Origin of the sequence: Streptomyces hundungensis, from assembly GCF_003627815.1 — a bacterium.
In the GTDB taxonomy this organism is placed as follows: Bacteria; Actinomycetota; Actinomycetes; order Streptomycetales; family Streptomycetaceae; genus Streptomyces; species Streptomyces hundungensis_A.
Map to the genome: position 1 here is coordinate 2614840 of NZ_CP032698.1, position 20521 is coordinate 2635360.

A 20521-nucleotide genomic window follows, 5' to 3' on the forward strand; every position below is an offset into this window, starting at 1 on the left:
GAGCCCGATGAGCCAGGCGGCGCAGAATCTGAACTGGTTGATCACCAACTTCGTGGACAACACCCCCGGGGTGTCCCACACGGTGGTGGTCTCCGCCGACGGACTCCTGCTGGCGATGTCCGAAGGCTTCCCCCGGGACCGGGCCGATCAGCTGGCGGCCGTGGCCTCCGGTCTGACGTCCCTCACCGCGGGCGCCTCCCGGATCTTCGAAGGCGGCGCCGTCAACCAGACGGTGGTGGAGATGGAGCGCGGCTTCCTCTTCATCATGTCCGTCTCCGACGGTTCCTCGCTCGCCGTCCTCTCCCACCCGGAGGCCGACATCGGCCTGGTGGGTTACGAGATGGCGCTGCTCGTGGACCGGGCCGGGAGCGTGCTGACTCCCGACCTCCGCGCGGAGCTTCAGGGAAGCCTTCTTAACTAGTTACCGATCAGTTCTCAATCAGCAGACAGGCCGTGCGTTTCTCGCCACCGCCCCATAAAGTGCGGTGGCGCGGCCCCAATGGGACGGGCACCGGTAGTCGGAGGAGGAAACGTGACAACACCCCCAGGCGGGCACCCCTACAGCGGTGGACAGCAGTCTCCGGGTGAGCACGGCCAGAACCGCTTCAACTACCCCTCCGCGCCCGGCAGACAGGGTCAGGGCCAGGGCCAGTACCAGGGGCCCTACCAGCAGCCGAACCGCCGGCCCGGCCCCTATGACCAGCCGCCGCAGCCCCGCATCGAAACGGTGCAGCCGCGGCAGAGCCCGCAGTCCTCACCCGCGGGAGGCACGCACAATCCCCTTGTGCGTCCGTACGCCATGACCGGCGGCCGTACGCGGCCGCGCTACCAGCTCGCCATCGAGGCGCTGGTGCACACCACGGCCGAACCGGCAAGGCTGCAAGGGCAGTTGCCCGAGCACCAGCGGATCTGCCACCTGTGCCGCGAGATCAAGTCGGTCGCCGAGATCTCGGCACTCCTCACCATCCCCCTCGGCGTTGCCCGGATCCTCGTAGCCGACCTGGCCGAGGCCGGACTTGTCGCCATCCACCAGCCCGGCGGCGACGAGTCCGCCGGCGGACAGCCAGACGTGACACTGCTCGAAAGGGTGCTCAGTGGACTTCGCAAGCTCTAGCGGCGGTGCCGCCCGTTCCACCACGTCGGCGAAGATCGTGGTGGCGGGCGGCTTCGGCGTGGGCAAGACCACGTTCGTCGGCGCGGTCTCGGAGATCAACCCCCTGCGCACCGAAGCCGTGATGACGTCCGCGAGCGCGGGCATCGACGACCTGACCCACACCGGGGACAAGACGACCACCACGGTCGCCATGGACTTCGGCCGCATCACCCTCGACCAGGACCTCATCCTCTACCTGTTCGGCACCCCCGGACAGGACCGCTTCTGGTTCATGTGGGACGACCTCGTCCGCGGCGCCATCGGCGCCGTCGTCCTCGTCGACACCCGCCGCCTCGCCGACTGCTTCCCCGCCGTCGACTACTTCGAAAACTCAGGACTCCCCTTCGTCATCGCCCTCAACGGCTTCGACGGACACCAGCCCTACACACCCGACGAAGTACGCGAAGCACTCCAGATCGGGCCCGACACCCCCATCATCGTCACCGACGCACGCCACCGCGCCGACGCCAAAAGCGCCCTCATCACCCTCGTCGAACACGCCCTCATGGCCCGCCTCCGCTGACCCCGCCCGCCCGGAGCCCCGGCCCCCTGGGGCTCCGCCCCAGCCCCTTTGCCCACCCACCCGCCCGTGCAACGGGTTGGATGGTTCGGGCCTTCCTGGGGCTCCGCCCCAGACCCCGTTCGCGCCTGAACGGCGCTCGTCCTCAATCGCCGGACAGGCTGAGGTGGCCGATGCCGGCCAGCACCGATCCTGCTAGGGGCGCGGGGAACTGCGCGAGACGCGGGCACGGTCCGCAGACGAACACGGGTTTCCAGGGGCGTCCCCGCACCGGGTAGTTAGGGGCGCGGGGAACTGCGCAAGAAGCGACCACGGCCCGCGGACGAAGACGGGTTTTTGGGGGCGCGGGGAACTGCGCGGGAAGCGGGCACGGCCCGCAGGTTCGAGGGGGTTCAGGGGCGCGGGGAACTGCGCAAAACGTGGCCCCGGGCCGAGAAACCCCCGGTCAGCGCAGTAGAGCGGCCAGGGTCCCGGCGAAGGGGGCCGGGTGGGTCACCACCCCCACGTGGCCCCCCGCGAACTCCGCGAGAGCGACCCCGTACCGCTCCCCCAACCACGCCGCCGGCCGCCACAGCCGCAACCCGTACGACGCCCACCCCACCGCCGGCACCAACTTCCCCCCGCACGCGTCGAGTTGAGCCAGATCCGGCTCATGCGCACTGAACGGCCCCAGAACGCGCCCCAGGAAGAACGCCGAGTTCCCCCGCACCCGCTCGAACGTGGTGAGCATCCGCGGCGAGAGCCCGGACAGGTCCGGCTTCTCGCCCCGCTCCTCACCGCACCCCGCACTCATCTCGGCCATCGCGGCGTCCACCCCCGCCTCGCGGAAGGTCGCCACGACATGGCTGAAAAAGGCGTGGTGCTCGGCCGCGTCGGGCAGCAGCGAGACGAGTACGGGCTCGTGCGCGACCACCCGCGCGATGCGCTCGGGGTGCCGTATGAGCAGCTCCACCGCGACGATCGCCCCCGAGCTGGTGCCGAAGACGTACGCGGGCGACCCGTCCGGCGCCACCCGGTCGAGCAGCCGGTGGGCGTCCTCGGCCTGGGTCTCGACGCGCTGGTCCACGTCCGGCCCGTCGAGCGGGCTGCGGGAGTGGCCGCGGGGATCGTAGGTCACCACCGTGAAGCGGTCGGCGAGCGCGTCGGCGACCGGCTCGAAGATCCCGGCGTCCCCGCCGCCTCCCGGGATGAGCAGCAGTACGGGCCCGGTGCCGCGCACCTCGTAGCGCAGGGTGGCGCCCGGCACCTTCAGCGTGCCGATGGTCGGTTCAGTCATCGTTCTTCTCCCCCCTCTTTCTCTTGGTCTTTCTCTTGGGCTTTCTCTTGGTCTTGGTCTCTGGGCCAGTGCTCCAGCAGGATGTGCAGGGCCTGGACCCCGCGCTCCCACGACCTCTGCACCTCGCGGGGGTGGCCGAATCCGCCCTCCGCTTCGAGGCTGATGTAGCCGTGGAAGGTGCTGCGCAGCAGGCGTACCGCGTCGGTGAGGTCGGGCTCGGTGAGGCCGTAGGCGCGGAGCATCCCGTAGGTCGTGTCCGCGGTGCGCGCCATGACCGTAGAGCCGGCGAGCAGTTCGGGGTCGACCTGGTGCTGGGTGGCGGCGTACCGGCCGGGGTGGGCCAGCGCGTACGCCCGGTAGGCGTCGGCGAAGGCGACCAGGGCGTCCTTGCCGGCCCGGCCCGCGACGGCCGCCGCGATGGAGTCGATGAACTCGCTCGCCGCGTACAGCGTGACCCGCTGGCGCAGCTCGCGGAGGTTCTTGATGTGCGAATACAGGCTCGCGTCCTTGACGCCGAAGCGCCGCGCGAGCGCGGACACCGTCAAGCCCTCGAACCCGACGTCGTCGGCCAGCTCGGCACCCGCCGCGGCGAGCCGCTCGGCCGTCAGCCCCACGCGCACCATGCGCACCCCCTCGTCTCGTTGCCACACCCTTCGATCTTCGACCCTAACCTAGGAGCCCTAGGTTTTCACCTAATTTTCCTAGCAATGGCGCACGGGGACAACGAAAAGCCCCCGCCGGCGGGGGCGGGGGCTTTCTGCGGGGCGACCGGAGCGGTCAGCCCTGCCAGGAGTGGGGGGCGCGGAAGCCGGGGGTGCGCTCCAGGCGGCGCCAGCCGGCGGTGGAGCGCCCGCGCTTGGGCGCGGCTGCGGGCTGGGCGGCGGCCCGCGCGAGCAGGACCGCGGTGATCGCGGCGAGCTCCTCGGGAGCGGCGTCGCCCTTCTCCACGCGGAGCAGGGACTCGGACGAGTTGGGGTTCGAGGTGGTCAAGTTCGTCTCCTCTTACTGAGGCGGGTTGCCGTGCTTGCGGGACGGCAGGTCGGCGTGCTTGGTCTTGAGCATCGCGAGGGAGGCGATCAGAACGGCCCGGGTCTCCGCCGGGTCGATCACGTCGTCCACCAGGCCGCGCTCGGCCGCGTAGTACGGGTGCATGAGCTCGGCCTTGTACTCCTTGACCATGCGGGTCCGCATCGCCTCGGGGTCCTCGGCCTCCGCGATCTGCCGACGGAAGATGACGTTCGCCGCGCCCTCCGCGCCCATCACCGCGATCTCGTTGGTGGGCCATGCGTAGGTGAGGTCCGCGCCGATGGACTGGGAGTCCATGACGATGTACGCGCCGCCGTACGCCTTGCGCAGGATCAGCGAGATCCGCGGAACCGTCGCGTTGCAGTACGCGTACAGCAGCTTCGCGCCGTGCCGGATGATCCCACCGTGCTCCTGGGAGACGCCCGGCAGGAAGCCGGGGACGTCCAACAGGGTGACGATCGGGATGTTGAAGGCGTCACACATCTGGACGAAGCGGGCCGCCTTCTCCGAGGCCTCGATGTCCAGGACGCCCGCCAGCGACTGCGGCTGGTTGGCCACGATGCCGACGACCTGGCCGTCGAAGCGCGCCAGCGCGCAGATGATGTTGCGGGCCCAGCGCTCGTGGACCTCCAGGAAGTCGCCGTCGTCGACGAGCTCCTCGATCACCTTGTGCATGTCGTACGGGCGGTTGCCGTCGGCGGGCACCAGGTCGAGCAGGACCTCCGAGCGGCGGTCGGCCGGGTCGTCGCTCGGGTGGACCGGCGGGTTCTCCCGGTTGTTGGAGGGGAGCATCGAGATCAGATACCGCACCTCCGCCAGGCACGTCTCCTCGTCGTCGTACGCGAAGTGCGCCACGCCGGAGGTCTCGGCGTGCACGTCCGCGCCGCCGAGGCCGTTCTGGGTAATCTCCTCGCCCGTCACCGCGCGCACCACGTCCGGTCCCGTGATGAACATCTGGGACGTCTCGCGGACCATGAAGACGAAGTCCGTCAGGGCGGGGCTGTAGGCGGCGCCGCCCGCGCACGGGCCCAGCATCACCGAGATCTGCGGGATCACACCCGACGCCCTGGTGTTGCGCTGGAAAATGCCGCCATAACCGGCGAGCGCGCTGACGCCCTCCTGGATCCGGGCGCCCGCACCGTCGTTCAGGGAGACCAGGGGCGCGCCCGCCGCGATGGCCATGTCCATGATCTTGTGGATCTTCGTGGCGTGGGCCTCGCCCAGCGCGCCGCCGAAGATGCGGAAGTCATGGGCGTACACGAAGACCGTGCGGCCCTCCACCGTGCCCCAACCGGTGATCACACCGTCGGTGTACGGCTTCTTCGCCTCCAGGCCGAAGCCCACCGCCCGGTGCCGGCGCAACTGCTCCACCTCGTGGAACGAGTCCGGGTCGAGCAGCAGGTCGATGCGCTCGCGGGCGGTCAGCTTGCCCTTGGCATGCTGCGCCTCGGTCGCGCGCTCACTGGGCCCACGACGGGCTTCCTCACGCAGGGCGAGGAGTTCCGCCACACGTCCACGCGTATCGCTCGGCTCACCCGGGGTCTGGTCCACAACGGTCATGTATCGACCCTACGAAAGGGGTCAAGGATTTCCTCCGTCGACTCCGAACAGTCTCACGACCCCTTTCCTAGTGGGGCCTGACAGTAGACCTGCACCGGGCGGCCGACTCGACAGCTCAGGGGCACCGAGATCTGTTGGGTGTCGACAACGACCGGAGGGGCGGCGTCAGCGTCACGTCAGCGCCGTGCCCGTCTCGCGTCAGCCGGGTGTCAGCCTCCGGTCAGCGCAGGACGACATTCGTACGCACCGTGCCGCAGGTGGTCCCCGGGGCGATGCGCAGGCGCAGTGAGCCTCCGGTGGCGAGCACCTCGACCCTCGGATCCCGCGTGGCCACCGAGCGTACCGGCCGGTCCCAGACCAGCTCGACGGGTGCTCCGGTGCGTTCGGGGGCGGCCAGCGAGAGGGTCGCCATGCGGTGAGCCGTATGGACCAGGACGCTCGCCGGACCGTCCACGGCGAGGCCTCCGATCGCACCCGCCGTCCAGAAGTTGGCGGCGAGCAGCCCCAGCCGGTGGGCCGAAATGGCTTGTACCGAAGCCGAGTTGGCGAGAACGCGCACCTTGTCGCGGTCGGCGGCGCGCACCGCGGTCTCCAGCTGGCGGGCGCCGGGCAGCAGGACGTAGGCGTACGAGGCGTCGGTGGGGTCGGTGCCGTGGTCGCACCAGAGGGTGAGGTAGCGGCGGGTGACCGGGTCCGCGGTGCCACCGGTGTTGATCGCCCTCCAGGTGCCGGTGCGCTCCTCGCGCAGGGCCTGGACGGCGGCGCCGTCGGGGAAGACATAGCCGCCGTGGCCCGTGATGTGCGCCCAGCGGGCCCGCCGGAAGGTGTCGTGCCGGCCGAGGGTGGCGGGCAGACGGCGGCCGTCGACGGTGAGGGCGTTGGTGCCGGCGGCGCCGAGGTTGCGGTGGTCGACGACGGACTCGACGGGTGCTCCGTCGCTCGCCGTGATGCCGGCGCCGAGACAGACGATCTCGTTCCCCACGAAGAACCAGGACGTGCGGGCGGTGAGGGTGGAGGACAGCCCCTTGAGATGCTGGCCGACCACCGCGTAGGTGCCGTCCTCGGCGCCGCCGACCCAGGTCGTGGCGGGTCTGGCCGCGCCCCACGCGCCGCCTTCGCCGTCCGCGAGCGGCTTGCGCGCGACGGTGGTGCCGGGCATCCGGTACGGGTCGGCGGTGGGCCAGAAGGCGTCGCTGTACTGGTCGCCCGCGAAGCCCTCGCCCCACCAGGCGAGCATGCCGGAGCCGGTGTGCCAGCCGCGCAGGTTCTCGCCGTTGCCGTTCTCGTAGTACGCGATCCGGTGCGAGGACATGCTCAGGGAGGCGGCGAAGCGGGTGCCGCGGTGCACCGCGCGGTCCATCGCGGGGAACAGCCGGGGGCCGGTGGGGGCGGGGGCCGCCGAGGGGGCCGCGTCCACCGCGGCGCGCAGCAGGGCGAGGTTGGCGACGGAGAGCCGCTGGTCGGCGAGGACCGGGACGCTCGGCGCGCGGTCGACCCAGCCCTTGATCAGCGACCGCCAGCGGTCGCGTTCGGCGGCCGACGCCCCGAGGGCGAGCATCGCGATATGGGCCATGATCGTGCGACCCATCAGCTGGTCGTCGGTGGCCTGCCGGGAGATCGCGCGGCCGTTGACGCAGTCCATCATCAGGCCGTCGTGGATGAAGGGCGCATAGCTGCGCTCGACGGAGTCGAGGATGATCTGGCGGTTGGGGTCGGTGACCGCCCAGGTGGATCCGGCGAGCAGCGCGAACAGCCGGGACAGGCCGTCGATCTGCACCTCTCCGTAGGAGCCGGTGTAGGCGATCCAGGTGTGCTGGATGAACGAGCCGTCGGCGTAGAGGCCGTCCCCGGTGGTGACGTACGGGAAGACGGGCGACAGCGCGTCGCGGGCGAGGGCGATCTTCGCGGCCGTCTTGCCGAGCACACCCCGGGTGGCGAGCACCCGGCATAGGTCGGTGCGGTTGGCGCCGGTGGAGGTCCCGGCGTAGACCGCGACCGCGCTGTCCGGCACGAAGTGGTCGACCGCGGCGGCGTAGTGGGCGATCTGTTCGGCGGTGAGCGTCTCGTAGGCGATGACGGCGGTGTCGAGGAGAAGGCGGGGGCTGCCGATCTGCCAGTCCCACCAGTTGCCGAAGGGCTTAGTGGACTCGTTGTAGATCTGTGCGTGGAGGTGGTCGAGGCCCCGGCCGACGGCCGCGATCAGCGCGGTGTCACCGGTGGACCCGGTGCCGGGCTGCGCCCAGGCCTGCGCCATGGTGCTGAGCCGGCCGTAGCTCGCGCTCATGTTGGCGGAGCCGGTGGCGGGGACGGTCAGCGGCTGGTCGGGCCAGAGGGATCCGGTGGCGGGGGCCATGGTGGCCAGCGCGGTGCGGGCGGCGGTGCCGAGCGCGGCCAGTTTGGTGGCGTAGGGCTCTGCCTTCGCGTCGAAGCCCGTCCCGAGGGTCAGATCGCGCCAGCGCAGCCGCAGGGTGTCGAACTCGTCGCCGTCCAGGGCGAGTTGGGACGCCCCCGCCCGGGCCGCGGGCAGGGCCAGACCCAGCGAGACGGCGGCGGCGCCGGTGCCGGACGCGGCGAGGAAGGTACGGCGTGAACTGCCCTGCGGGGATGGCATGGTGGCGGAACCTCCGGAGCGACAGCGAAGAAGGAGGGGCACGGGGTGGGCCGCGGGGCCCGGGGCGAGCGAAGCGCGATGGAGCGGTTTCTCTCATGACATCGAAAGAACGCGCAATACTTCGCACATTCATCAAGGAAATTGATCGTTCGCACAGAATCGTGCACGAACGATCTGACGGGGGTTACGCTCCTGGTCAGCGGTTGACGGCGCTCGGCCGACGCCGCCGGGGAGGGGCGAAGCCACGTGCATGCCGAGGACAGACACCAGGCGATACTGCGGCGGCTGCGTGAGCGCGGCTCGCTGCGGGTGACGGACTTCGCCGAGGAGTTGAAGGTGTCGGCGGTCACCGTGCGCCGGGACGTGGAGGCGCTGGCCGAACGCGGTCTGGTGGCCCGGGTGCACGGCGGGGCGCTGCTCCCCGAGAACGCCCCGGACCCGACGGCGCCCGCCGTCCATCCCACCGGTCCGCCCCTGGTCTTCGGCCTCGTCGTGCCGACGGCCGACTACTACTACCCCGAGGTCATCAAGGGGGCCAGGGAGGCGGCGGCCGCGCGGGGCATCCGGCTCGTGCTCGGCATCTCGCAGTACCGCCCCGACGAAGAGCGCGCGCAGGTACGGCAGTTGCTCGCCCATGGGATCGACGGGCTGCTCATCGCCCCGTGCGGACCGGTCGGCGACCAGGACTGGCTGACGGCGCTCGGCGTGCCGTTCACCCTGGTGGAGCGGCGCTCGGGGGACGACGTTCCGGGCGCGGAACGCGTGGTGACCGACCACGCCTACGGGGCCCGGCTCGCCGTACGCCATCTCGCCGAGTCCGGCCGTGAGCGCATCGGCCTTCTGCTGCGCGCGGACAGCCCGCACGGCGCGCTGGTCCAGGAGGGCTACCTCGGCGGGCTCGCCTCGCTCGGCCGGCCGGCGCCGGAGTCACTGCGCTTCACCCTCACGGCGCCCGAGACCGACCCGGTGCGGCGCGATGCCCAACTCGACGCGTTCACCCGGGCGGTGGGGGGTGGGCTGCTCGACGCGGTCCTGGTCCACAACGACCACGACGCGATCGTGCTGCTCCCCCGGCTTCGGGCGCGGGGGCTGTCCGTGCCGGGGGATCTGGCGATCGTGGCGTACGACGACGAGGTCGCGGCGCTGGCCGACATTCCTCTTACGGCGGTGGCTCCGCCGAAGCGGGCGGTGGGGGTTGCGGCGGTGGACATGCTGTCCCAGCGCATCGCCGCCCCCGCCCGGCCCCACCACCACCTCGCGATCCTCCCCACCCTGACTCTGCGCGCCTCCAGCACGTAACCCCTCCGGCCCGCTCCCCCTTTCGCGCAGTTCCCCGCACCCCCAAAACCCCCGGTCGTGTGCGGACCGTGGTCGCTTCTCGCGCAGTTCCCCGCGCCCCTCAAAACCCGTTTTCGTCTGCGGTCCGCAGATGGCTGGTCGCGCAGTTCCCCGCGCCCCTAACTACTCGGTGCTGGGCCACCTACAGCCCGTCCGGCGATTGAGGACGAGCGCCGTTCAGGCGCGAACGGGGTCTGGGGCGGAACCCCAGGGTCCTTTGGCTGCGGGCCGTGCGTGGCTGGTCGCGCAGTTCCCCGCGCCCCTAGCTACTCGGTGCGGGCCCGCATCGGCCACCTCAGCCCGTCATGGGGGTCCCCCCTGGCCCTTAAGGCCTTGGGGGAGATTGAGGACGAGCGCCGTCCAGGCGCGATATGGGGTCTGGGGCGGAGCCCCAGGGGGTTAGCGGTGGGCGCGCCAGGTCACCGTGGCGTGCAGGCCCGCCGCGATCCCCGGGTCACGGACGGACGCCGTGGAGTCAGTGACCCGCACCGTCAGGTCGTGGGAGCCCCGCCCAAGCCCCAGCCCCCACACCGGCACCACCCTCGCCCCCGCATACCGCCGCAACTCCCGCCCGTCCAAGTACCACCGAACCGTCAACTGCCGCTCCCCCACCAGCCGGGGAACCGTCACCCGCGCGACGTCGTACGACCGCAACGTACGGGAGGTCGAGACGCCCGGCGTCGCGATGGAGGCGTGCCGGTAGAAGCCCGCGATCATCGCCTCCACCCCCGGCAGATTGAACGGCTTGCCGAGGATCCGCATGATGGACCCGTCCGTGGGCCGGTTGAGCCCGGTGACGTAGTAGCCGCCCCCCTCGTACGCCCCGACCGTCCCCCCGTCGGGCGAGACCTCACCGAGCCACCGGTACCACTTGGTGCGGGCCGCGGCCATCCGGTCCGCCGTCAGGACCGAGATGTTGGACTGGTCGGCCTCGGGGCCCTCGTAGTGCTCGTAGCCCGGGGTGCCGGGATAGAAGTACTCGTCGGCGAGCTTGCCGAGGGAGTGCCCGGTCTCGTGGATGGCGACCTGCCCGGACTTGGCGTTCCCGGCCGACGCCGTGGAGATTCCCTCGTAACCGAGCGTCGGGGACGGCTCGTTGTATCCCGCGCCACCGTACTTGGCGCTGTTGGCGAGGACCACGACCAGGTCGGCCTGGGGCGCCTTCGCCACATACGAGTCGACCTTGTCCTGGTCGACGCAGAGCAGCCGCTCGACGCCGTCGCACCAGAAGTACGAGCCGAGCGCGGTGTCCTTGACGTCGCCCTGCGCCGGGTCGCCGGAGACACCGCTCTGCGCGGAGACCGCGTCCACGGTCCACACGTTGAAGAGGTTCTGGTAGGTGGTGTACGGCTCGACGCCGGTGATCTCGCCCCACTTCTCCTTGGCGTCGGCGTGGAACCGGTCCAACTGGTCGGCGGTGTAGCCGTCCCCGACGATGACGATGTCCAGGCGGTCGGCCGTACTGCCGTTGTCGACCACCTTGGTGACCCGCCCGTCGGCGGCGACCGACGAGGGCGCCGAGAGGTGCGGCGCGGATCCGCCCCGCCCGTTCACCGGGACGAGGGTGGGGCCGGAGCCCGCGAGGGTCTGCCCCGAGGCGGCCTCCGGCCCGGGTATCTCGACCTGGACCTTCGGGCGCGGCGGCGGTGGGTCGGCGGTGACCGCTGAGGCGGGGCTCGCGAGGAGGGTGGCCAGGAGGGCGGCGCCGGCGAGCGTGGCCGTCGCGATGCCTCCGCGCGTGGGTGGGCGCATGAAGTCCTCTTTCCTGTAACGGAAGTTAAGCGCTCGGGTAAATGCGTTGAACGGCCTGCTTAAATTAGGGGGCGCACGGGGTGTGCGCAATGCCCTGGGGCCAAGGGGATGCCATGGATGAACCTGCCTTGATCGGCCGCCGAGTTCAGCAACTGCGCACCCAACTGGGCCTGACGCAGCGGCAGTTGGCGGAGCCGGCCTATACGCCCGCCTATGTCTCCACCTTGGAGTCCGGCAAGGTGCGCCCCTCGGACGCGGCGCTGCGCCATCTCGCGGAGCGGCTCGGCACCACGACCGAGGAGCTGGCCACGGGGCGCCCGGCCCGGCTGCTCACCGAGTTGCGGCTCGGCCTCACCGACGCCCAGCGGGCGCTCGCCACCGGCGAGGCCGACGAGGCGGCCGTCCGCTACCGCACGCTGCTCACCGAGGCGGAGCTCCACCACCTCGACGAGGAGCGCGCCGAGGCGCTGCTCGGGCTCGGCGACTGCGCGCTGGAAACCGGTGAACTGACCGACGCGGTACGCCACTTCGAGGCGAGCGAGCGGCTCCTCGCCGCCGAGCCGCTGCCGCGCCGGGCCCGGGCGATCCGGGGCCGCGCGGTCGCCCACATCCTGGCGGGCGAGCTGCGGTACGCCTGCTACGTCCTGGAGTCGGCCATCGACGAGCTCGGCACCAGCGGGCTCGCCGACCCCGAGGCGCTGGTCCTCCTGTACGCGGCGATCATCGGCCCGTATCTGGACATGGGCGCGCAGGCCCGGGCCGCGCGCGCCGCCGAGCTGGCCCTCGCCCTGGCCCCGCAGGTGTCGGACCCGGCCCTGGTCGCGGGGATGCACCGGCAGGTCGCGCGCACCTTCCTGGCCGAGGGGCGCCTGGCCGACGCGGACGCCTCGCTCGCCAAGGCCCAGTCGATCTACCGCCAGCTGCGATTGCGTACCGATCTGGCGCACTGCCACTGGATGCGCGGCTACGTCTATGCGCAGGAGGACCAACTCGACGCCGCCGAAAGGGAGTTGCGTACCGCCCGGGACATGCTCGCGGCCAAGCGGGCCGTCCTGTTCACCGCCCAGGTCGAGGTCGAGCTCGCGGACGTACTGCGCCGTCTGGGGCGGCACGCGGAAGCGATGACGCTGCTGGCGCCGCTGACCGAACTCGGCGACCAGCACGGGGCGGTGCATGCGGGCGGCGCGCACCGGCTGCTCGGCCTGATCCGCGAGGAGCGGGGCGAGATCGAGGCGGCCGAGGAGCACTACGTCACCGCGCTCGGGCTCCTCGAACGCAGTGGGGCCAGCGGCGACCTCGCCGATCTGTGCCGGCTCCTCGGCGATCTGCTGCGCCGGGCGGGTCGCGTCGAGGCGGCCATGGACGCCTACCGCACCGGGCTCGGCCATCGCGCCGCCCCGGGCACGACCACCCTGGGGCCGGCGCCGCTGCTGCCCCGCATCTGAGGGCCGGGCCAGGCGTTCAGCACGTCCTCGCGTCGAAGTAGTTGAAAACCGAACGGAATGGTTCTACTGTGAATCTCGTTGAAACTTAAACCGCTTCGGCGCAGGGCCGGGGCGCGTCCCCAAGGAGCAGTCATGGGTCTCTTCGGCCGTAAGAACAGCAGCGCCCCCGCCGCCGCCACGCTCGACGCCGCGGCGTCCCCGTCCCCGTCCGCGCCCGTCGCGCCCGTCGCGGTCGACCCGGCGCTCGCCGCGCTGAGCGGTACGTACACGATCGACCCGGCGCACAGCAGCATCGGCTTCGTCGTGCGGCACGCCATGGTCACCAATGTCCGCGGCTCCTTCGCCGAGCACGAGGGCACGTTGACGCTGGACGGTGCGAATCCGGCGGCGTCCTCCGCGTCCATCGACGTCAAGATCGCCAGTGTCGACACCGGCATCGCCGACCGGGACGGTCACCTGCGCAGCGGTGACTTCTTCGACGCCGAGCAGTACCCCCTGATGAGCTTCCGCTCGACGCGGGCGGAGGCGCTGGGCGGGGACAAGTACCGGATGATCGGCGATCTGACGATCAAGGACGTCACGCGGCCGCTCGCCATCGACCTGGAGTTCAACGGCACGGCGACCGATGTCTATGGCAACCAGCGGGTGGGGTTCGAGGGTGGGGCGGAGATTCTGCGGTCGGAGTGGGGGCTGACGTGGAATGCGGCGTTGGAGACGGGTGGGGTGATGGTGAGTGACAAGGTTCGGCTTACGTTTGACGTCTCGGCGATTCGGGAGGGCTGAGGGTCTGCTTCCCTCGGCCCTGGGGCGCGCTTGCCCACCCACCCGCCCGTGACCCGGGATTGCTTGGTTCCGGCTCCCTGGGGCTCCGCCCCAGACCCCGAGGCACCTCCCCCACCCACCCGCCCGTGCAGCGGGTTGGTTGGTTCCGGGCCCCTGGGGCTCCGCCCCAGACCCCGACGCGTCTGCCCACCCACCCGCCCGTGACGGGGGTTGAAGGGTTCGGCCCCTGGGGCTCCGCCCCAGACCCCGTTCGCGCCTGAACGGCGCTCGTCCTCAATCGCCGGACAGGCTGAGGTGCTGGCCAGCACCAAGTAGTTAGGGGCGCGGGGAACTGCGCGAGACGCGGACACGATCCGCGGACGAAGGCGGGTTTCAGGGGCGCGAGGAACTGCGCGACCAGCCACCTGCGGCCCGCGGACGAAGGCGGGGTTGAGGGGCGCGGGGAACTGCGCAAGGAGCGACCACGGCCGCAGGCCGAGAGCCGATTCAGGGGCGCGAGGAACTGCGCGACCAGCCACCCGCGGCCCGCGGACGAAGGCGGGGTTGAGGGGCGCGGGGAACTGCGCGAAAGGCCCCGGCGCGCGACGCCGCCCCGCTACCCGCCAGGGAGGCGAACCACCAGCACCCCGAGCGTCACGGCTACCGCCACCAGCACCACCCCCACCGTCACCTTCTCGCGCGCGGTGTACGGCGGAACCTCCGGCAGCGCCGGGAACGCGGCATCCCCGGTAGCCACCGCGGGCGTCGCCGGAGCGCGGCGGGCGGCCCTGCCCCGGGCGCCCCGCAGCACCCCGTACAGCAGGGGGAACAGGGCCGGGCCGAGCAGGGCGGTCAGGGACGTCCACGCCGGTAGGTGTAGGGCGGTGACCGCCAGCAGGGTCGTCACGAACCAGGACCAGCACACCACGACGCCCGTGAGCGGCGCCCTGACCAGGAGTCTCAGGGGCGCCCGGCCCGGGCGGGCCAGTGCGGTGAGGGTTTCGGCGAGTATGGCGGTCCGGTCGTCGTCGGGGGTCGTGCGGGCCCGGTCCCACGCCCGGTGGGCGGCGCCGGCCGGGTGCCCGATGACGGTCAGTACCAGGCGCGCGTCGTGCCGCTGGACCCGGCTCGCGGAGGGCCGCCCCTGGGCTCCATTCGCCCCCAACTCCCCCAGCCGCGCCGCGAGTTCGGCGGCCCGGTCCGTGCGGGCGGGGTCGGGGGCGGAGCGGCACAGGGCGGTGTAGGCGGTGAGGAGGCCGAGGTCGTCGGGGAAGGCGGCCAGGCCTTCGCGGAAGACCGTCTCGGCCCGGTCGGCGTGGTCGGCGTCGCCCTCGGCGGCGTGCGCGCGGCCGAGCAGGGCGTACAGGCAGGGGTCGGGCCCGTCCGTGTAGAGCGCGGCGCGTGCTGCCTTGCGGGCGGCGCTGGTGCGGCCCGCCCGCAGCAGCGCCTCCGCGTCGGCGCAGGCCGCCATGACGTCTTCGTGCCCGGCGTGCAATGTGTCCCCAACCCTGGTTGTGCGGCTCGCCACTATCGCCCGCCGCGGCGGGACGGGTCAACAGCGGCTTAGCAGGTCAGGTGGGGGGGTGGGCTACCAGTCGCCGCCGCCGAAGCCTCCGCCGTCGCCGCCGCCCCCGCCGCCGTCGCCCCAGCCGCCACCGAAGTCGGACGGGTCGAAGTTGGAGCCCGAGACGTCGCCGCCGTCGAATCCCGAGCCCGCGTCGAAGGAGCCGGGGCCGTACGCCCCGGCGCCGTAGTCGGACGCGTACGCGGGGGTCGACAGCATCGAGCCGAGCATCGTGCCCATCAGGAGGCCGGGCAGCATGCCGCCGCCGAAGTAGCCGCCCGCCCAGGGTCCGTAGGCGGGACCCGCGTCGTAGTAGGGGCGGCGGCCCTGGTCGGTGTCGACCTCGCGGACCATGGGGTCCTGCCCGTCGCGCAGCCGGGTCGCGTCCGCCTGGCAGACCGGGACCTGGCGCGGGGCGCCCCCGGCCGGGGTCCAGGTGGCGTCCTCGACGGAGGGGCCGTGGCGCGGGTCGAAGAAGCAGGGGGCGCGGCGCTCGGGCAGCGGGCGGTGTTCGCGGCGGGCGGCGAGGGTGGCGAGCGAGAACCGGCCGTCCTCCAGGGCCTGGGTCACGCCGGTCACGTCGGCGGGCCGCTCGGCCTTCGCCATCAGGGACTTCGCGGTCTCGTACGCGTCGAGGGCGCGCTCGTAGTCGGCGCGCATCGCGTCGTCGGCGCCGGCTTCGGCGGGGTGGAAGTCGAGCCGGTCGAGCTCCTCGCCGAACGCGGTGATGTCCTCGTCCACGACGACCTGGAGGCGCTGGAGCGCGGCCCGCCCCTGTTCGGCCTTCTTCTTGCGGTTGCGGCGGACCAGGGCGTACGCGCCGGCGCCGCCCGCGACGACCACCGCGCCCACGCCGATGAGGGCGCCCGCGCCGGCCCCGTCGTCGGAGGCCGAGCCGCCACCCCAGGAGGCGGGCGCGTGGCCCTTCATCTGCGGGAGCGCCTTGTCGACGAAGGCGTTGAGCTGGGTGGCGGCGTCGTCGCCGGTGCCGGGGGCGCGGACGGCGCTGTTCAGGTTCTGCACGGCCTGCTTCGGCATGACCTTGTGGTCGGCGCCGGAGGTGAAGGCGTCGCCGAGCCGGATCGCGTACAGGCCGGTGACCCCGGTGTCGGTCCGCAGGTACCCCAGGATCGAGTCCTTGGGGAACGCCGCGCTGTTGGGCAGCACGGCCACGAACAGCGGCTTGTCCGCGTCCTTGATCTTCTTGGCCAGGGCGTCGGCCTGGGCCGCGCTGAGCTGGTTCGCGGCTCCGGGATCCACGTACACCGGGCTCTTCTTGAGATGCTCGGCCACGTCGGACGCGCCGGTGGCCGCCATGGCGGGGCCCGCCGTGGCCAGCGCGGCGAGCGCTACGGCGGAGAGTGCGGAGAAAACCCTGAGCCTCATGGTGCCGACGCTACCCGAGGCCACCCGGAAACGGACATACGGGGTGCGGCGGCCGGGGGTGGTCAGGCGGCCCGCCCCGCCCCCGGCCCGGGACGCGGGGCGGAACGCCGCGGGGTGGAGGCCCGCCCCACGGCGTCGCGCGGCTAGCGCCGCGGCTGGGTTCCGGCTCGGAGCAGACCGTAGGTGTAGGCGTCCTGGAGCGCCTCCCAGGACGCCTCGATCACGTTGGGACCGGCGCCGACCGTCGTCCACTCGCCCGTGCCGTCCGTGGTGGTGATCAGGACGCGGGTGGTGGAAGCGGTGCCGTGCTTGCCCTCCAGGGTGCGGACCTTGTAGTCGACCAGCTCGAACTTGGCGACCTGCGGGTAGAACCGCTCAAGTCCTTCGAGGAGCGCCGAGTCCAGGGCGTTGACCGGGCCGTTGCCCTCGGCGGAGACGATGATGCGCTCCTCGCCGACCCAGAACTTCACGGTGGCGCCGTTGGCGTGGGTGCCGTCCTTGAGGGTTTCGATGATCGCCCGGTAGGACTCGATGCGGAAGTAGTCGCGCGGCCCGCCCTCGACCTCGTCGCGCAGCAGCAGCTCGAAGGAGGCGTCGGCGGCCTCGTAGGTGTAGCCCCGGAGTTCGCGCTCCTTGACCCGTTCCACGACGCGGGCCACCACCTCGCGGTCGTCGCCGAGGTCGATGCCGAGTTCCTGGCCCTTGAGCTCGATGGAGGCGCGGCCCGCCATGTCGGAGACCAGCATCCTGATGTGGTTGCCGACCAGCCCCGGGTCGATGTGCTGGTACAGATCGGGGTCGACCTTGATCGCGGAGGCGTGCAGCCCGGCCTTGTGGGCGAAGGCGGAGACACCGACGTACGGCTGGTGCGTGGACGGCGCGAGGTTGACCACCTCGGCGATGGCGTGCGAGATGCGGGTCATCTCGGCGAGCGCGCCCTGGGGCAGCACCCTCTTGCCGTACTTGAGCTCCAGGGCGGCGACGACCGGGAACAGGTTGGCGTTGCCGACCCGCTCGCCGTAGCCGTTGGCGGTGCACTGGACGTGGGTGGCGCCCGCGTCGACGGCGGCCAGGGTGTTGGCGACCGCGCAGCCGGTGTCGTCCTGGGCGTGGATGCCGAGCCGGGCGCCGGTGTCGGCGAGCACGGTGGCGACGACCGCCTGGATCTGGGCGGGGAGCATGCCGCCGTTGGTGTCGCAGAGGATGACGACGTCCGCGCCGGCGTCACTGGCGGCCCGCACGACGGCCTTGGCGTACTCGGGGTTCGCCTTGTAGCCGTCGAAGAAGTGCTCGCAGTCCAGGAAGACCCGCCGGCCCTGCTCGCGCAGGTAGGACACGGTGTCGCGGATCATCTCCAGGTTCTCGTCCAGGGTGGTGCGCAGGGCCAGCTCGACATGGCGGTCGTGCGACTTGGCGACCAGCGTGATCACGGGCGCGCCGGACTCGACGAGGGCCCGCACCTGCGGGTCCTCGGCGGCCTTGCCGCCCGCGCGGCGGGTCGCGCCGAACGCGACGAGCTGCGCGTTGTGGAAGGTGATCTCCTGGCGCGCGCGGGCGAAGAACTCGGTGTCCCGGGGGTTGGCGCCGGGCCAGCCGCCTTCGATGAAGCCCACACCGAACTCGTCCAGGTGCCGGGCGATCGTCAGCTTGTCCGCGACGGTGAGGTTGATGCCCTCGCGCTGCGCTCCGTCGCGCAGCGTCGTGTCGAAGACGTGGAAGCTGTCGTCGACCCTGGGGCCGTCGAGGAGACTCTCCTCGGCGGGTTCGTTCGCCTCGTTGGTCGTCATGCTGATCTGACTCCTGTCGGGTGAGTGGCTCCGAACTCGGGCTCCACTTGCCCCCGTCGCCGCGCTCCTCGCCCCGGCCGTGGTGGGGCCGGTAAACGAAAAGACCCCTCGCGGGTGCGAGAGGTCTGCGCGCGGGTCTGGGGCACGATGGCCGCTGCCGCGGGTGTTACCACGGTTCAGCGATCACTGCGGACCGGCGCGCTGCTGTCCATAATCATGTCGGAAGCGAGCACGCTCGCAGTCTGCCACACGCGTCCGGGACCCGGATGGGGGGTCTCACCATCCGGGCGCCCGACCTGCGCTAATTCGAAGGAACCGGTTCCGCTTGGGTTCGCCGGGGTGCGTTCTCGGTTCGGTTCAGATCGATGTCGCGCGTCTCGCGCATCGTCAGATAGACCACCAGGGAGACGGCGGCGCAGCCGGCCACGTACCAGTAGAAGCCGGACTCGATGCCTGCCTTCTTGAACCACAGCGCCACGTATTCGGCCGTCCCGCCGAAGAGGGCGTTGGCGAGGGCGTACGGCAGGGCGACGCCGAGGGCGCGGATGCCGGTGGGGAAGAGTTCGGCCTTCACACAGGCGTTGATCGAGGTGTAGCCGGTGACCACCACCAGGGCGAGCAGGGCCAGACCGAAGGCGGGCCAGAAGGTGCCCGCGTGCTTGAGCATCGTCATGATCGGCACGGTCAGGAAGGTGGAGCCGATCGCGAAGGTGATCAGGAGCGGGCGCCGCCCGATCCGGTCGGAGAGCGCGCCCGCCAGCGGCTGGAGGCACATGAAGACGAACAGGGCGCAGAAGCTGACGAGGGAGGCGGTCGACTTCTCCATGCCCGCGCTCTTGGAGAGGAACTTCGTCAGATACGTCGTGTACGTGTAGTAGGCGACGGTGCCGCCCATGGTGAGCGCCATGACCAGGAACGCCTCGCGCCTGTGCGCCCACAGCGCCTTGAGGGTGCCCCGGTCCTCGTCGTGGGCCGCGCCCGACTCCGCGTACACCTCGGTCTCCAGCATGGAGCGGCGCAGATAGAAGACGATGCCCGCGCCCAGCGCACCGACGATGAAGGGGATGCGCCAGCCCCAGCTGTGCAGGGCCGCGTCGGAGAGGTTGCGCTGCATCACGATCTGGAGGCCGAGGCCGACGAGCTGGCCGGCGGTCATCGACACGTACTGGAAGCTGGAGGCGAAGCCGCGCTTGCCGGGGTCGGAGGCCTCGGTGAGGTAGGTGGCGCTGGCCGCGTACTCGCCGCCCACCGAGAGGCCCTGGAGGAGCCGGGCGACCAGCAGGACGGCCACTCCCCCGTATCCGGCGACGGCGTACGTCGGCGCGATCGCGATCAGGACCGCGGAGGCGGACATCAGGGTGACGGTCATGGTGAGCGCGGCCTTGCGGCCCTTGCGGTCGCCGATCCGGCCGAGCAGCCAGCCGCCGACCGGCCGCATGAAGAAGCCGACCGCGAAGATCCCCATGGTGTTCATGAGGTTGGCGGTCTCGTTGCCCTTCGGGAAGAACGCGTCCGCGAAGTACACGGCGAACGTGGCGTACACGAACCAGTCGAACCACTCGACCATGTTGCCGGCCGAGCCGACCCAGATCTTCTTCCAGTGCTCTCGTCCCATGGACGCTCACGTTGGCGCAGGGCCGCCCTGTCGACAAGTCGTGCGGCCGCAACGATCGGGCCTACTTGCGTACGTTGTGTTCCCCGCGCCGGGTCTGTCGCATCAGGTCCTGATCGACGAACTCCCTTACGTGGTCAAGGACTTGAGGCCTTCCGGTGCCGGGCAGGCCGACCGCGACGTGCACGCTGAACCCGTCGAGCAGGGCGCGCAGCCGTGCCGCGAAGCGGTCGGCGTCCACCGGGCGGAACTCGCCGCGCGAGACCCCCTCGGCGATTATCGCGACCAGGTCGCGGTGCCAGGCCCCCTCGATCGCGGCCTGGCGGGCGCGGGCCCCGGCGTCGGCGTTCTGCGAGCGGTTCCAGACCTCCAGCCACAGGATCCAGTGCGGGTCGCGGGGCCCGTCCGGCACATACAGATCGACGTAGGCGTCGAGCCGCTCCCGCGCCGTGCCCGGCCGCACCAGCAGCCCGCGCCGCTCCTCGCCGAGCCGCCCCTCGCTCCACTCCAGGGTCTGGAGCAGCAGCTCGTCCTTGGTGCGGAAGTAGTAGAGCAGGTGCCCACTGGACATCCCCACCTCCCGCCCGAGCCCGGCCATGGTGAGCCCGTCGAGCCCGCGCTCGGCGATGGTGGCCATGGCAGCGGCGAGCAGCTCCTCGCGGGGCGGGGCGGTGTTGCGGCGGCGGGGTGCGTTCACCCGTATGTTCTACCTGATGGCTCGGGCCGCCT

At 71.7% G+C, this 20521-nt stretch carries 17 protein-coding genes; 6 read left to right on the forward strand and 11 right to left on the reverse strand.

From position 1 onward, the window contains the following. Nucleotides 1-7: 7 nt before the first annotated feature. The 3 genes from DWB77_RS11650 to DWB77_RS11660 all read left to right on the forward strand — a co-directional run bounded on the left by DWB77_RS11650 (nt 8) and on the right by DWB77_RS11660 (nt 1676). On the forward strand, nt 8-421 hold the full coding sequence (locus DWB77_RS11650) for a roadblock/LC7 domain-containing protein (RefSeq protein WP_162952516.1): 414 nt from the start codon (nt 8-10) through the stop codon (nt 419-421). A 111-nt stretch (nt 422-532) separates the two neighbouring features. After that, nucleotides 533-1114 carry a DUF742 domain-containing protein gene (locus tag DWB77_RS11655; RefSeq protein WP_120721199.1) on the forward strand — a complete coding sequence of 194 codons (582 nt, stop codon included), beginning with the start codon at nt 533-535 and terminating at the stop codon, nt 1112-1114. Beyond that, on the forward strand, nt 1095-1676 hold the full coding sequence (locus tag DWB77_RS11660; protein WP_100577617.1) for a GTP-binding protein: 582 nt from the start codon (nt 1095-1097) through the stop codon (nt 1674-1676). Before DWB77_RS11655 ends, DWB77_RS11660 begins: the two co-directional genes overlap by 20 nt. Nucleotides 1677-2118: 442 nt before the next feature. On the opposite strand, the gene DWB77_RS11665 is transcribed toward DWB77_RS11660, so the two are convergent. The 5 genes from DWB77_RS11665 to DWB77_RS11685 form a co-directional block, all read right to left on the reverse strand. Then, nucleotides 2119-2949: an alpha/beta fold hydrolase gene (locus DWB77_RS11665; protein WP_120721200.1), complete on the reverse strand. Its 831-nt coding sequence runs from the start codon at nt 2947-2949 to the stop codon at nt 2119-2121. After that, nucleotides 2946-3572 (reverse strand): TetR/AcrR family transcriptional regulator, encoded by a 627-nt coding sequence (locus tag DWB77_RS11670; RefSeq protein WP_120727667.1) that lies wholly within the window; start codon nt 3570-3572, stop codon nt 2946-2948. Before DWB77_RS11670 ends, DWB77_RS11665 begins: the two co-directional genes overlap by 4 nt. A gap of 154 nt (nt 3573-3726) precedes the next feature. After that, nucleotides 3727-3939, reverse strand: coding sequence for an acyl-CoA carboxylase subunit epsilon (locus tag DWB77_RS11675; protein WP_120721201.1), 213 nt, complete (start codon nt 3937-3939; stop codon nt 3727-3729). A gap of 12 nt (nt 3940-3951) precedes the next feature. Beyond that, nucleotides 3952-5535, reverse strand: a complete 1584-nt coding sequence (locus DWB77_RS11680; protein WP_120721202.1) for an acyl-CoA carboxylase subunit beta — start codon at nt 5533-5535, stop codon at nt 3952-3954. Between the two features lie 220 nt (nt 5536-5755). Then, the gene (locus DWB77_RS11685) at nt 5756-8146 is read right to left on the reverse strand and encodes a polysaccharide lyase 8 family protein (protein ID WP_120721203.1); all 2391 of its coding nucleotides are present in this window, start codon (nt 8144-8146) and stop codon (nt 5756-5758) included. Nucleotides 8147-8392: 246 nt separating this feature from the next. On the opposite strand from DWB77_RS11685, the gene DWB77_RS11690 reads away from it, so the two are divergent. Further along, entirely contained in the window at nt 8393-9445 is a 1053-nt protein-coding gene (locus DWB77_RS11690) for a substrate-binding domain-containing protein (protein ID WP_120721204.1), read from the forward strand. A gap of 438 nt (nt 9446-9883) precedes the next feature. Here the strand turns inward: DWB77_RS11690 and DWB77_RS11695 are convergent, their stop codons facing one another. Continuing rightward, the gene (locus tag DWB77_RS11695; RefSeq protein ID WP_120721205.1) at nt 9884-11236 is read right to left on the reverse strand and encodes a M64 family metallopeptidase; all 1353 of its coding nucleotides are present in this window, start codon (nt 11234-11236) and stop codon (nt 9884-9886) included. A 113-nt stretch (nt 11237-11349) separates the two neighbouring features. Here DWB77_RS11695 and DWB77_RS11700 point away from each other — a divergent pair, with 113 nt between their 5' ends. Both DWB77_RS11700 and DWB77_RS11705 read left to right on the forward strand, forming a co-directional pair. After that, entirely contained in the window at nt 11350-12681 is a 1332-nt protein-coding gene (locus tag DWB77_RS11700; RefSeq protein WP_120721206.1) for a helix-turn-helix domain-containing protein, read from the forward strand. 132 nt (nt 12682-12813) lie between these two features. Then, the gene (locus DWB77_RS11705; protein WP_120721207.1) at nt 12814-13464 is read left to right on the forward strand and encodes a YceI family protein; all 651 of its coding nucleotides are present in this window, start codon (nt 12814-12816) and stop codon (nt 13462-13464) included. Between the two features lie 595 nt (nt 13465-14059). Here DWB77_RS11705 and DWB77_RS11710 read toward each other — a convergent pair. From DWB77_RS11710 to DWB77_RS11730, 5 genes are all read right to left on the reverse strand, one after another. Continuing rightward, complete coding sequence (locus DWB77_RS11710; RefSeq protein ID WP_120721208.1) at nt 14060-14914, reverse strand: hypothetical protein; 855 nt, start codon at nt 14912-14914, stop codon at nt 14060-14062. Between the two features lie 117 nt (nt 14915-15031). After that, nucleotides 15032-16393 (reverse strand): hypothetical protein, encoded by a 1362-nt coding sequence (locus DWB77_RS11715; RefSeq protein ID WP_120721209.1) that lies wholly within the window; start codon nt 16391-16393, stop codon nt 15032-15034. Between the two features lie 143 nt (nt 16394-16536). Beyond that, nucleotides 16537-18180, reverse strand: a complete 1644-nt coding sequence (gene cimA / locus DWB77_RS11720; RefSeq protein ID WP_120721210.1) for a citramalate synthase — start codon at nt 18178-18180, stop codon at nt 16537-16539. Between the two features lie 301 nt (nt 18181-18481). Beyond that, a complete protein-coding gene (locus DWB77_RS11725; protein ID WP_120721211.1) occupies nt 18482-19795 on the reverse strand; it encodes an MFS transporter in 1314 nt (437 codons plus the stop codon). 61 nt (nt 19796-19856) lie between these two features. Next, nucleotides 19857-20489: a TetR/AcrR family transcriptional regulator gene (locus DWB77_RS11730; RefSeq protein ID WP_281279994.1), complete on the reverse strand. Its 633-nt coding sequence runs from the start codon at nt 20487-20489 to the stop codon at nt 19857-19859. Between the last annotated feature and the right edge of the window lie 32 nt (nt 20490-20521).